This is a genomic window from Micromonospora halophytica, from assembly GCF_900090245.1.
In the GTDB taxonomy this organism is placed as follows: Bacteria; Actinomycetota; Actinomycetes; order Mycobacteriales; family Micromonosporaceae; genus Micromonospora; species Micromonospora halophytica.
The window spans coordinates 350743-364054 of record NZ_FMDN01000001.1; the positions used below are offsets into that span (position 1 = coordinate 350743).

Below are 13312 nucleotides of genomic sequence, written 5' to 3' on the forward strand. Positions count from 1 at the left end.
GGCGGTTCAGCCCACCGGGGCGTACCCTCGGCCGTGCTCGTTCTGCAGGCGCAGCATGGCGTGCTCCACGACGGTCACCAGCACCTGCTTCACCGAGTCCCGGTGCCGGGCGTCGCACATCACCAGCGGCACGTCCCGCGAGATCGCCAACGCCTCGCGGACCTCCTCCAGCTCGTACTGCGGCGCGTCGTCGAACCGGTTGAGCGCCACCACGTACGGCAGCTTGCGGTTCTCGAAGTAGTCCAGCGGCGCGAAGGCGTCGGTGATCCGGCGGGTGTCCACCAGGACGGCGGCACCCACCGCACCCCGGATGATCTCGTCCCACATGAACCAGAAACGTGTCTGGCCCGGGGTGCCGAAGAGGTACAGGATCAGGTCCTGCGCCATGGTGATCCGGCCGAAGTCCATGGCGACCGTGGTGGTCTCCTTGCCGGGCACCTTCGACGAATCGTCGATGCCCACCCCGGCCGCCGTCATCAGCGCCTCGGTGGTCAGCGGCGTGATCTCGGAGATCGCCCCGACCAGGGTTGTCTTGCCCACGCCGAAGCCGCCCGCGACCACGATCTTCGCGGAGATGATCTCCCGGCTGCGGCGCGCCCCGGCGGGGTCATAGTTCGCGAAGTCCACTTAGCACCCTTCCCAGCAGGTTCATTCGCTCCTCGTAGCCCGTGGCGGGAGCGGCAGTGTGTAGCGTCAGCAGGCCCTCGGCCACCATGTCGGCGACCAGCACCCGGGTGACCCCCAACGGCATCCGGGTGTACGCGGCGATCTCCGCCAGCGACTGCGCACGACCCTCGCAGACCGTGGCGATGCGGTACTTGTCGTGCCCGGCGAAGCGTGCCTCGGTGGCCTGGGTCGCGTTGGCCGACAGCACCGCCTCCAGGGCGATGTCCCGACTCGGTTCGGTACGGCCCCGGGTGACCGCGTACGGGCGCACCAACGCCCCGCGCGGGTCCCGCCGTGGTTCCATCTCCGATCACCTCCCCAGCCCGGAGCCACCACGGCACCGGATGCCCTGTTCCCGACCGGGCGCGGTCGCGCCCGGCCGTCGTACCGTCCGTCTCAGGAACGCACGGCGTCGCGCGGCAGCGGCACCAGCGCGGCGCCCACCCGTTCCACCAGCAGCGCCATCTCGTAGCCGACCTGCCCCACGTCGCAGCTGCGGGCCGCGAGGACGGCCATCGACGACCCGTCGCTGATCGACATCAGGAACAGGTAGCCGCTGTCCATCTCGATCACCGTCTGGAGCACGCCCCCGGCGCTGAACATCCGGGCGGCCCCCTCGGTCAGGCTCACCACGCCCGAGGTGATCGCCGCCAGCTGGTCCGCCCGGTCCGGTGGCAGGTCGCGGGAGGAGGCGAGCAGCAGCCCGTCCGCGGACACCGCCACCACGTGGGCGATGCCCGCCACGCTGTCGGCGAAGTTGGTGAGCAGCCAACCCATGTCCTGCATGGCCGCTGGCCTGTTCATCGGCGCGTCTCCTTGGTCGAGGTGCTGTTCTGGTCCGTACCGGCCGATCGGCCGCGCTGCACGCCGCGGTGGTAGGCGGAGAGCAGGCCGCGTACCTCGTCGGGGGTGCGGCGACTGCGGTCCCGCCCGCTCTTCGGCTCGATGCCGCCGGGGACGAGTTGGGCCTGGGGCACCCGCTTGGGCAGACCCGAGCGGGTGGTGCCACCGGCCGAGGGCTCGGCGGCCTTGGTCGCCCGGGTCCAGCCGTCGTCGGCCGCGGTGCGCCAGGCGTCCGCCGCGCCACCCGACGAGGGTGCGGAGGGCGCCGGCGGCGCGGTCGGCACCGACGGCGGGGCGTACGACGGGGGCGGCGCGGCGGCCGACGGCTCCGCGGCCGGGGCCGGGGCCGGGGCCACCGACGGGGTGCCGGCGGCGGTCGGCGCGCTCGGCACCCGGGTCGGCAGCTTGGGGCGCGGCGGGGCGGCGTCGTCCTGCCGGGCGGCCGGCGGGGCGGCGTCGAAGTTGGGCCGGGTGAAGATCGCGGTGGCGTCGTCCCCGTGGGAACGGAACCAGACCGCCTCCATCTCCCGGAATATCGGCGAGTCGGCCGGCCGTTCCGGGCGGGCCACCGCCGGGGCGGCCGGCGCGGCGGCCGGCGGCGTGTACGGCACCGCCGGGGCGGTCGGCGTCGGGGCCCCGGCGAACGGGAGGGCCGGCGCGGCCGGGGCGGCGGCGTACGGCGCGGCCGGGGCGGTGAACTGCGCGGGTGGGGCGAGCGGCTCGGCCGGCGCACCGGCGACCGGCCCGAGCGGGAGGGCAGGGGCGGGCTCGGCGGCCGGGGCACGCTTCGGCAGCGGGTCGAGGACCGGGTTGGCCACCGTCGGGGTGCCGACGGAGAAGCCGTACGACGGCTCGGCCGGCGGAGCCGAGGCGGGCACGGCCGACGTCGGCGCGGCCGAGACCGGGGTGCCGAGACCGACCGCCGGGGCGGTGTCCCGCGCGTCGACCGGCGGCCGCCACGGGGCCGGGGCCGGCGGGGTGGTCCGCCACGAGTCGGTCATGGTCGCCGCGCCGGTACGCCCACCGACCGCCGGCTCGCCGGGACCCGCCGTGGCGGCCGGGGTCTGCTCGACCGCCAGCGGCTGCCGCTGCCGGGGCAGCGAGGCGTCCCGACCCCGGTTGGCGGGAAGCACCACGGCGGAGTTCGGCAGGGTCACCTGGGCGACGGTGCCGCCCTCGACGTTGCGGCGCAGCTCCACCCGGATGCCGTACCGGGAGGCGAGCCGGCTCACCACGGCCAGACCCATCAGCCGGAACGCGGCCACGTCCACGCTCGGCGGCGCGGCCAGCCGGCGGTTGAGCGAGTCGAGCTGCTCGTCGGTGAGGCCGAGACCACGGTCCTCGACCTGGATCAGCACGTAGTCCCGGATCCGGCGGCCGTCGGCGACCACGGTGGTGGTCGGCGGCGAGAAGCGGGTCGCGTTGTCGAGCAGTTCGGCGACGAGGCGGACCACGTCGTTGACCGCGTGGGCGGCGACCGAGACGTCGGTGTCGACGGTGCCGAACTCGATCCGGTTGTAGAGCTCGACCTCGGACTGGGCGGCCCGCAGCACGTCCACCAGCAACGCGTCGTCGCGGCGCGGCACGGCCGAGTCGGCGCCGGCCAGGACGAGCAGGTTCTCGTCGTTGCGGCGCATCCGGGTGGCGAGGTGGTCGAGTTCGAAGAGCTGGGCGAGGCGCTTCGGGTCCTCCTCGCCGCGCTCGATCGCGTCCAACTCGCCGATCATCCGGTCGACCAGGGTCTGCGAACGGCGGGCCAGGTTGAGGAACATCGCCGAGACGCTGGTCCGCAGGGCGGCCTGTTCGGCGGCGACCCGGACGGCCTCCCGGTGGACGACGTTGAAGGCCAGCGCGACCTGCCCCACCTCGTCGCGGTTCGTCAGGCGGATCGGGTCGCGGACCTGACGGACGATCTCCTCCACCCCGCCGTCGCCGACGCTGCCCATGTTCTGCAGCCGCTTCACCGCGTCCGGCAGGTCGTGGTTGGCCACCGAGAGGGCGCCCTCGCGCAGCCGGCGCAGCGAGTGGTTGAGCGAGCGGGCCAGCACCACGGCGAGCGACACGGCGATGATCAGGGTGAGCAGCACCAGCACCGACTCGACGACGGCCTGCCGGATCACGTTGTTGCGGGCGTCCTCGGCCTGGCGGAGCAGGCGGTCCTGGAGCTCGACCTCGGTCCACCGCATCAGGTCGTTGACCGCGCCGATCGAGGCGACCGCGTCGCCCGCGGTGACCAGCGGCTGCTGCCCGACCGAACGGTTGATGTCGGCGGCCACCCGGTCGGCGAGGCCGACCGCGTCGCCGGAGACCGCCCCCTCGACCAGGTCACGCTGGTCGGGGGCGGCGGCCAGGGAGAAGGAGACCAGCGCCTCCTGCTGGCTGGTCAGCGTGGTGATGAAGGCGGAGAACTGTTCCTCGTCGACCCGACCACCGCTGAGTGCGGTGAAGGCGACCGCCTCCTCCTCGGCGACCGCGGCCTTCGCACGGCTGAACGCGGCCACCGCGCGGCGGGCGTCCGCCAGGCCCTCCTGGCCGGGAAGCTGGGCCAGGGTGTCGCCGTACGAGACCAGGTCGGTCAGAACGATGCCGTACCGCAGGGTGGCCTCGGCGACCGGCATCTGCCGGCGGTCGAGCACCTTCTGGCGGGTGCTGTTGAGCGTCTCCAGGTGGTCGTCGATGACCTTCAGCCGCTCCCGGACGGAGGCCGGGACCTCGCCGATCCCGTTCCGCTCGGCGCGGTACTCGGTGATCCGCTGGTCGGTGGCCCGCACCCGCAGGTTGTAGTCGTCGGCCCGCTGCTGCGAGTTGGCCAGGTAGAGCGCCGCGGCCATCCGCTCCTTGTGCAGGTCCTGGGTGAGCGCGGAGACGTCGGTCGAGAGCGCCGTGAGGGACCTGAGCCGGGTGGCGTCGACCGCACCTTCAACGGTGGAGACAAGTCGGATAGTCGCCAGAGCAATGACGGCGGCGACGGGGACCACCAGAATGAGGGCGAGCTTGGAACGGATCCGCGCATCCCTCAGTCGGGGTAGCCGGCGTCCCCGGTCACGATCGGCGGTGTCGCCGATTTCGGGCAGGGTCGTCGGTCCGGTGCTCACGACATCGCCTCCGTCGTTTCTTCCGCGCCTGCCCCGCCGACCCGTGCCGGTGCAGCGGAGAGCGCCACGCGCGGCACGGCCGCGATTTCATCAGAGATGATCGCGTTTGGGAAGCCGCGGTGAGACAGGAAACGGTCAACCGGCGACCTCGTCACCTTATGACCTCATTCCCGCGCACGCTCTGAACAGGCATTGTCACTCCAGAGTGGTCGTTTGTATCTCCGGAGTGAGCATCCGTAAATATCTGATGACCCCAACATGTGGGAAAGCCGTCCCGAAACCGCTCCCGGCACCCCGCGCTTGACCGCACGGCCCGGCATTGGCAAGGTTTTGCAGGCTTCGCGCACACCGTACGGCAGACAATCCCGTTTCTCCACTGAGGACGGATACTAGCGGCGGTGACCGGGCATCGCCCGTGCCGCACCTGGAGGACTGAGTTGAGCCCCATCCGCTCCGCGACCATCGTGGCGCTCGCATCGGCCGTGCTGGCCACCACGCTCACCGGCTGCTCGTTCGACGCGGGGCAGGAGGACCTCACACCGATCGTCATCGGCGCCGACCTGGAGCTCTCCGGCGCGTCGGCGCCGGTCGGCAAGGCGTACCAGCGTGCGCTGGAACTGAAGGTCGAGCAGTTGAACGCCTCCGGCGCCCTGGGTGGCCGCAAGCTCGAACTGCTGGTGAAGGACAACCGTTCCGACGCCAGTGAGTCGCTGCGCAACATCGGCGACTTCAGCAGCGATTCCAAGGTCAGCGCGATCATCATGGGCGGCTGCAACGAATGCGCCGTCGGCGCGGCCCTCACCATCAACGAGAAGAAGATCCCGACCATCGCGCTCGCCGCGTCCAGCGCCATCGTCAACCCGGTCGCCGATCGGCGGTACGTCTTCAAGCTGGCCCCGAACGCTGAGGACAGCGCGGCGGCGCTCACCACCGAACTGCGCCGAAAGGGCATCCGCAGGGCCGCGCTTCTGCACAGCGACGACGACTACGGCCGGGAAGGCCTGACCGCCCTGCGCGGTGAATTCGACAAGGCCGGAATCCGACTGGTCCGCAACGAGTCCGTCCGCTCCACGGACACGAACGTATCGCAGCCCGTACGCCGGCTGACGGCCACCAGCACCACCAACAAGCCGCAGGCGCTGATCATCTGGACCCCGCCGGAGCAGGCCGGGCTGGCCGCCACCAGCGCCCAGGAGGCGAAATTCTCCGGGTCGCTCTTCCTCGACGCGGCGGCCGCCGGCGACCTCTTCCTCGGCGGTTCCGCCCGGTCCACCGAACGGGCCACGCTGATCTTCACCCAGACCATGGTGATCGACGACGTCATCGCCACCACCCCGGCGAAGGCCGCCCGGCGGCAGTGGTTCCAGGACTACACCGCCCGGTTCGGCGGCTACAACGGGTTCTCGTCCTTCGCCGCCGACGCGGTGCAGCTCATCGCCGACGCGAACCTGCGAGCCGGTGGCGACGGGGTCAACCGGGACGGCGTCCGGGACGTGCTGGAGACCTCCCAGATGGACGGCCTCTCCGGCCCGATCCGGATGACCCCCGACAACCACTCCGGCCTGATGCCCCAGGCGCTGACGACGCTCGTGGCGCGGGGTGGGCGGTGGCGGCTGGCCGGCTAGTGGTCTGTGGTGGGGTGTGGCCGCGGTGAGTGGTCGCGGTGGGGTGTGGCCCCGGCACAACCGGCTCCGGGCGGTCAGGCTTGATCCCTCCGCCGGTTGCGCCGGGGCCACACCTCGGGTCGTTCGCCGTCCGGCCCCGCCTGGTGGATCTTGTCAGTTCAACGGTCGACGTCGGGGTGCCCGTTCGACGGGGGCTACCGGGCGCTGGTGGTGGCTCTGACCCAGGGCAGGGCGAGGCGCTCTACCAGGGAGAGGGCCGAGTAGAGCAGGATGCTCATCCCGGCGATCAGCACGATCGCCGCCCAGGCGGTCGCGGTGTCGCCGATGCCGTTGTACTGCAGGATCTGATAGCCCAGCCCCGGCCTGTCGGAGTAGAACTCCCCGATCACCGCGCCGATCGCGGCCAGCGGCATCGCCACCTTGAGCCCGACGAAGATCTGCGGCAACGCCGCCGGGAAACGCACCTTGCGGAACGCCTGCCACCACGAGGCGTTCAGCGACCGGGCCAGCTCCGCCAGGTCCGCCGGGGTGGTGGTGAGGCCGGTCGCCGTGGAGAGCACGATCGGAAAGAAGCAGAGCAGGAAGACCATGGTCAGGATGGGCTTCTCACCCCAGCCGACCGAGACCACCAGCAGCGGGCCGAGGGCGATCTTCGGCACCGCGTTGATCGCCACCAGCAGCGGCGCGAACATCCGCTCGGCCCGCCGGGACGCGGCCAGGGCCATCCCGATCAGCACCCCGGCGACCGTCGAGAGCAGGAAGCCGAGCAGCGTCAGCAGCGTGGTGAGGCCCAACGCCGGCAGCAGCACGTCCGCCGTGCCGGTCAGCGACGTCCAGACGTCCTGCGGGGGCGGCAGGGACACCGGGTGGACCAGGCCCAACCCGGCGGTCACCAGCCACCAGACGGCCAGCGCGATCAGTAGGCCGAGCAGGGGCAGGCCCACCGTCTCCGGGCGTACCCCGGACCACCGTGACGCGGTGGCGCCCGGCGGGGTCGCGACCGGGCCCGGGTCGACGGTGGCCGGCTCCGTCCCGGCCGCTCCGGAGCGGGTACGGGTCTCCGTCACGTTCTCCTCCTCTCCTGCCGGCACCGGCCGGCACGGCGACGGGGGCACGACCACCGGGCGTCCCGGTGACCGCACCCCCGTGTCCGGTCGGTCGGTGATCAGGCCTTCGGCGTGAGGTTGAAGTCGATGATCTGGTCCGGGTTGATGGCCGACTTCAGCGCGCCCGCGCCCTGCAGCAGGGCGATGCTCTTGGCCACCCGCTCCTGGTCCAGGGTGCCGAGCGCGGTGCCGGAGTTGCTCGACCGGACGTACGCGGCCATCAGCTGGAGCTCGGCGGCGGCCGCGCCCGTGTTGGTGGCGTTGACGTTCTTCTTCAGCAGGTCGGCGGCCTCCTGCGGGTTGGCCAGGGCGTACTCCAAGCCCTTGAGCAGCGCCGCGGTGAAGCGCTTGACCATCTCCGGCTTCTCCTTGGCGAGCTTGCTGGAGGTGATCAACGCGTTGCCGTAGAGGTCCGTCATCACGTCGCTGTACGGCAGTACGACCGGCTTCTTCTTCGTGACCACCTCGACGGTGGGCTGGCCGACCACGAACTGGCCGATGCCGTCCACGGTGCCGGAGCCGAGCATGCCCATCAGGCTCTGCGCCTCACCGTTGACGAAGGTGACCTTGCTGGCGTCCACGCCGGCGAGCCGGGCGTACGTCGGGAAGAGCAGCCGGACCACGGAGGTGGGGGTGTCGGCGAGCTTCTTGCCCTCCAGGTCCTTCGGCGTGGCGATGTTCTTGCCCTCGACGGTCACGATCGCCGCCATGGTGCGCTGCTGGATCGCGGCGACCGCCACGAAGTCCTTGGCGGCGCCGTTGCCGAGCTGGAGCAGGCCACCGGTCAGGTCGATCGGCCCGAAGTCCGCCTGGCCACCGACGATGGTCTGGATGACCGAACCGGTGCCCTGGCCCGGTTTGATCTCCACATCGAAGCCGGCCTCCTTGAAGAAGCCCTTCTCCTTGGCCACCCAGGCGTACGAGTCACGGCCGAAGTTGCCGAACGAAGTGAGGTAGGTCACCTTCTCCAGCGCCTTGCCCTCACCCCCCTTGGCCTCGGAGGAGTCGTCCCCGCTGCTGCACGCGGAGACCAGGGCGAGGGCGGTGGCCAGGGCCGCCGCGGCGACCGTACGGGTCAGCCTTCTCATCAGGCACCATGTCCTTTCCGACCGGGTGCTCGTCACCCGGAGGGGTCGTCGGTCCGGCGGTGCCGGCATGGGGGGGGGAGCCGAAACCACCGTAGTGAAGGGACTCTTCGCGCCGACAGCGTACGAGACACCCACCGTCACGACGCCAGGCGGATCGGGTTGCGGAACGGAAACAACTCACGGTCCACTCCGGACGGTGCGCATCGGACACGATCCGGATAGTGTTTGCCGGATTCCTGACCCACCACTCAGTGGAGGCCCGGCGGACATGATCCGACTCGCCGACGTGTCGCGTACCTTCGACGGCCGCTCCGGGCGGGTGGAGGCGCTGCGCGGCATCGACCTGGAGGTCGACGAGGGCGAGTTCGTCGCCGTCCTGGGCCGCTCCGGCTGCGGCAAGTCGACCCTGTTGCGCATGATCGCCGGTCTGCTGCCGGTGAGCGGCGGCGAGATCACCGTCGGCGGCGCCCCGATCACCGGGCCGCGCCGCGACATCGCCATGCTCTTCCAACGACCCGCCCTGCTCCCCTGGCGCACCGTGCTGGACAACGTGCTGCTGCCGGTGGAGATCTTCGGCTGGAGCCGGGCGAAGCACCGGGACCGGGCCCGCCGGCTCCTCGACGTGGCCGGGCTCGGCGGCTTCGAGAAGCGGCTGCCGCACGAGCTCTCCGGCGGCATGCAGCAGCGGGTGTCGCTGTGCCGGTCGCTGATCGGCGAGCCCCGGGTGATGTTGATGGACGAGCCCTTCTCCGCCCTGGACGCGCTCACCCGCGAGGAACTCTCCGGCGAGCTGCAACGGGTGCACATGGAGACCGGGGCCACCGTCGTCTTCGTCACCCACTCCATCGACGAGGCGGTGCTGCTGGCCGACCGGGTGGTCGTGCTCAGCCCGCGCCCCGGCCGGATCCGCAAGGTCGTCGAGGTGGCCATCCCCCGACCGCGCACCCTCGGCCGCAACGCGCACCTGGCCGACGTCGCCCGGGTCAGCGCGGAACTGCACGAACTGCTGATGGAACGCGATACGCCGGTACCGACCGGGACGAAGGGACGATGAGCATGCGGGTGGCCGTCTTCACCGAGCCGCACCGGGGCGCCGGCTACGACGACCAGCTGCGCTTCGCCCGGCTGGTCGAGGCGGGCGGCTTCGACGGCTTCTTCCGGGCCGACCACTACCAGGCGATGGGGGACGAGCCGGGGCTGCCCGGCCCGACCGACGCCTGGCTCACCCTGGCCGCGCTGGCCCGGGAGACCTCCCGGATCCGGCTCGGCACCCTGGTCACCTCGGCCACCTTCCGGCTGCCCGGCCCCCTGGCCGTGATGGTGGCCCAGGTGGACCAGATGAGCGGCGGCCGGGTCGAACTGGGCATCGGCGCCGGCTGGTACGAGCGGGAGCACACCTCGTACGGCATCCCCTTCCCGGCGGTCGGCGAACGCTTCGACCGGCTCGCCGAGCAGCTCGAGATCGTCACCGGCCTGTGGCGCACCCCGGTCGGCGAGACCTACAGCTACACCGGTGACCACTACCGGCTGGTCGACGCCCCCGCGCTGCCCAAGCCGGTGCAGCGGCCCGGCCCGCCGGTGATCGTCGGCGGACGCGGCCCGAAGCGCACCCCCGAACTGGCCGCCCGGTACGCCGACGAGTACAACATGCCCTTCAAGTCGGTCGAGGAGACCGCCGCCGCGTTCGAACGGGTCCGCGAGGCCTGCGACCGCACGGGCCGTACCAGCTCGGGGCGGGCGCCGCTGGTGCTCTCCGCCGGAGTCGTGGTGGCGATCGGGCGCACCGACGCCGAGGCGCACCGGCGGGCCGCGCCGCTGCACGTCAAGAGCGCCCTGCCGCCGGAGGACCCGGTGGTCGGCTCCCCCGCCCAACTGGTCGACCGGCTCGGCGAGTTCGCCGCGATCGGAGCCACCCGGGTGCACCTGCGCCTGATCGAACTGGACGACCTGGACCACCTGGAGCTGATCGCCGGCGAGGTGCTCCCGCAGCTGGACGGCACGCGATGACCGACGTGACCCACGAAGAACTCGGCCCGGTCGGGCAGGAGATCGTCTTCGAGAACGACCGGGTCCGGGTGTGGCACATCCGACTGGAGCCGGGCGAGCGGCAACCGCTGCACCGGCACGACCACCCGTACCTGGTGGTCGCGATCCAGGGGGCGAAGAATGTCGTGCAGACGGTCGACGGCACCCGGATCGACGCCGACGAGCCCACCGGCGGAGTGGTCTACCGCGACCCCGGTGCCGTCCACATGCTCACCAACGTCGGCGACACGACGTACCTGGCCCGCCTGGTGGAGTTGAAGTAACCCCAGGCTGACGCCCCGCCGCGCCACAGTGGCGATCGGGCGCACCGGGCCGTAACGTGCCCGACATGGCCTTTCGGACGTGGGGCAGACTGCTGCTCACCGCACTCGGGGTGAGCGTGCTGGCCGGGGCCGGTCAGCTCGGCATCGCGTACGGCTTCGGGATCGTCCGACTCACCGGCGCGTTCACCGACGGCACCGTCGACCGGTGGCCCGCCCAGCTCGCCTGGGTGGGCTGGTTCGCGGCGTCCGCCGCCGTCGTCGGCGCCGTGGTCACCGGGCGGCTCGCCCGCCGGGACGGGGTGCCCGAGCAGACGAGCGTGCAACTGGCCATCTCCGGCGCGGCGGCGCTCGGTGCGACCGTCGTCGCCCCGCTCTGCATGCAACCCGCCCGGGCGGCCGAGCTGAGCACCGTCGACCCGGTCTTCGCCGTCGGCATCTGCGCGGTCGCCGGGGCCGTGGTCGGTGCGGGGGCCGCCTGCGCGGTGCTGCTGAAGCCGCCGCTGGGCTGGAACATCGCCATGCTGACCGGCGTGGTCTGGCTGGTCGCACTGGTCTCGGTCGCGCCCGGGCTGTTCTCCGCCGGGCCGCTGCGCACCGTACGCCTCGGCGTGCTGGAGCCGACCTGGCTGGACGCCGACGCCGCACAGCGCCTGGCGATGCTGCTGCTGCCCACGACGGCGCTGCTCGCCGGCGCGGCGACCGGCGCGCTGGCCCGCTGGCAGGGGCACGTCCCGCTGATCGGCGGGGCCGCCGGCGCGGCCGGCCCGGTGCTGCTCGCCTTCGCCTATCTGACGGCCGGCCCGGGCGACTCGGCCGACCGCTACCAGCTCGCCCCGTACTACGGGGCGGTCATCGCCGTCGCGGCCGGCGCGCTCGGCTCGACCGCCGCCACACTGGTGCGCTGGCCGCTCGTCCCGGCGCGCCCGAATGACGGGGCGATCGCGCCCACCGACATCCTGCGCCCCCTCCCCGGCGGGCCGACGACGGCGACCGCCGGGGCGACCACGGTCGACCTGGTGAACACGGCCGGCGGGGCCCGGACCGCCGCACCCGGGCAGCCGGGAGCCGCCACCCCGGCGCACTGGGACTGGCCGGTCACGCCCGGTTCCCCCACCCCCGCGCCCGACCCTTCCGGAACGCCGCCCGCCCCGGCCGCCGACGGCCGTCCCACCGCCCCGCTCCCGGTCGACCCGTCCCCGGCGCAGGCCGCGACCCCGCCGACGGCCGACCCGCTGGTCGAGGCCGAGGCGTCCGCCGTGACCGGTACGTCCAGGCCGCCCGCCGCCCCGGCCTCCGCACCGGTTCCGGCTCCCGACCCGACGTCGCCACGGGCGGGCCGCGGCGATCACCGTGAACCACCGGTCGTCCTCGGGGACGCACCGGCCGCCGCCCCGGCGGCGGGTTCCGTCAGCCCACCGGGCGACGCCGCGCCGGTGGACTCCGACACGGTGGGGCCGAACCCCGCAGGACCGGCCGCGGTGGAACCGGTGGCCTCCACCGATGTGGCCGCCCCAGACCCCACGCCGGATTCCCCGCTCCCGTCGACCGGCGCGACCGGCACCGGCCCCCGGGCCGAGCCGGTGGAAAGCGGCCCGGGCGTCGCACCCCGACCGCGGCCGAAGCGGCCCCGCAAGGCCCGCGCCACCGAGGCCGACCCGACGGCACCAGGCCGGCCGACCGCCACGCCGACCGACCAGACATCGGGGCTGCCGCCGACCGACCCGGCGTCGGGTGCTCCGGCCGAGCCCACACCGGTCACACCGGCCGGATCCACCGCCACCACGCCGGCCGGGTCGGCACCGGCCGCGAGTGCGGCGACATCCGGCCGGGACACCGAGGAGACCGCCCCCCGCCGCGCCACCCCGACGGCCCGCACCGACGGCCCCACTCCGCGCGCCCCCCGGCAGCCGACCGGAAGCACCACCGAGGAACCGACCGGGAGCATCGCCGCAGACCCGGCCGGGAGCACCACCGGAGCCGGCCCGACGGCCACCGGCGACGCCACGAACCGGCCGGCCGGCACCGGTGGGCCCGGCGTCGACGGCGAGCGGACCGGGATGGGCGCGGCCGGCGTACCCGTCGCCCCGCCGGCCGCCGCGGAGCCGGTGCCCCGCCCGCGACACCGACTGCCCGACCTGGCCAGCGCGGGCGACTGGGAGGCCTTCGGCGTCCGCACCTCCCCCGCCGGTGGGACGCTGCCCTTCCCCGCCCCGCCCCCGGACGCGGCGGCCCCGAAGCCGGTCGCCTTCCGCTGGGACGCCGACGTCGCGGATCCCGCTGCCGCCGCCCCGGCCGACGACCGGCACACCGGCGCGACGGCCGGCCCGTCCGCCACACCCGCCGACGCGGAACCCGCCACCACGGCCCGGCCCCGGCGCGGCCTGTTCCGGCGTGGCAAGGGCAAGGGCGGCGACCCGGCCCCGGAGGTTCCGGAGAGCGAGCCGCTGGCCGCGCAGGACGAGGAATTCGTCGACTGGGTCGCCGGGCTGAGCAAGCCGCTGGCCGACAACGAGCCGGAGCGGGAGAGCGGCCGCCGGTCACTGCGGTCCAGCGGCCGCCACCACCGGGACTGAGTACGAC

The 13312-nt window shown here is 73.3% G+C and carries 11 protein-coding genes; 5 read left to right on the top strand and 6 right to left on the bottom strand.

The annotated features are described in order from the left end of the window. Positions 1-6: 6 nt before the first annotated feature. The 4 genes from GA0070560_RS01570 to GA0070560_RS01585 form a co-directional block, all read right to left on the bottom strand. The gene (locus GA0070560_RS01570; RefSeq protein ID WP_091290282.1) at positions 7-627 is read right to left on the bottom strand and encodes a GTP-binding protein; all 621 of its coding nucleotides are present in this window, start codon (positions 625-627) and stop codon (positions 7-9) included. After that, a complete protein-coding gene (locus tag GA0070560_RS01575) occupies positions 608-970 on the bottom strand; it encodes a DUF742 domain-containing protein (protein ID WP_091290284.1) in 363 nt (120 codons plus the stop codon). The genes GA0070560_RS01570 and GA0070560_RS01575 overlap by 20 nt, the downstream gene beginning before the upstream one ends. A 92-nt stretch (positions 971-1062) precedes the next feature. Further along, a complete protein-coding gene (locus tag GA0070560_RS01580) occupies positions 1063-1470 on the bottom strand; it encodes a roadblock/LC7 domain-containing protein (protein WP_088976088.1) in 408 nt (135 codons plus the stop codon). After that, the gene (locus tag GA0070560_RS01585; protein WP_091290286.1) at positions 1467-4604 is read right to left on the bottom strand and encodes a sensor histidine kinase; all 3138 of its coding nucleotides are present in this window, start codon (positions 4602-4604) and stop codon (positions 1467-1469) included. Before GA0070560_RS01585 ends, GA0070560_RS01580 begins: the two co-directional genes overlap by 4 nt. Positions 4605-5041: 437 nt before the next feature. Here GA0070560_RS01585 and GA0070560_RS01590 point away from each other — a divergent pair, with 437 nt between their 5' ends. Further along, entirely contained in the window at positions 5042-6229 is a 1188-nt protein-coding gene (locus GA0070560_RS01590; RefSeq protein ID WP_091290288.1) for an ABC transporter substrate-binding protein, read from the top strand. A 194-nt stretch (positions 6230-6423) separates the two neighbouring features. Here the strand turns inward: GA0070560_RS01590 and GA0070560_RS01595 are convergent, their stop codons facing one another. Both GA0070560_RS01595 and GA0070560_RS01600 read right to left on the bottom strand, forming a co-directional pair. Beyond that, the gene (locus tag GA0070560_RS01595; RefSeq protein WP_091290290.1) at positions 6424-7296 is read right to left on the bottom strand and encodes an ABC transporter permease; all 873 of its coding nucleotides are present in this window, start codon (positions 7294-7296) and stop codon (positions 6424-6426) included. A gap of 98 nt (positions 7297-7394) precedes the next feature. Beyond that, a complete protein-coding gene (locus GA0070560_RS01600; protein ID WP_091290292.1) occupies positions 7395-8423 on the bottom strand; it encodes an ABC transporter substrate-binding protein in 1029 nt (342 codons plus the stop codon). A 268-nt stretch (positions 8424-8691) separates the two neighbouring features. Between GA0070560_RS01600 and GA0070560_RS01605 the strand changes: the two genes are divergently transcribed. The 4 genes from GA0070560_RS01605 to GA0070560_RS01620 all read left to right on the top strand — a co-directional run bounded on the left by GA0070560_RS01605 (position 8692) and on the right by GA0070560_RS01620 (position 13305). Then, positions 8692-9477: an ABC transporter ATP-binding protein gene (locus GA0070560_RS01605; RefSeq protein ID WP_091290294.1), complete on the top strand. Its 786-nt coding sequence runs from the start codon at positions 8692-8694 to the stop codon at positions 9475-9477. Between the two features lie 2 nt (positions 9478-9479). Beyond that, a complete protein-coding gene (locus tag GA0070560_RS01610; RefSeq protein ID WP_091290296.1) occupies positions 9480-10430 on the top strand; it encodes an LLM class F420-dependent oxidoreductase in 951 nt (316 codons plus the stop codon). Then, positions 10427-10732 (top strand): cupin domain-containing protein, encoded by a 306-nt coding sequence (locus GA0070560_RS01615; protein ID WP_091290298.1) that lies wholly within the window; start codon positions 10427-10429, stop codon positions 10730-10732. Before GA0070560_RS01610 ends, GA0070560_RS01615 begins: the two co-directional genes overlap by 4 nt. 65 nt (positions 10733-10797) lie before the next feature. After that, entirely contained in the window at positions 10798-13305 is a 2508-nt protein-coding gene (locus GA0070560_RS01620; RefSeq protein WP_245675307.1) for a hypothetical protein, read from the top strand. Positions 13306-13312: the final 7 nt, after the last annotated feature.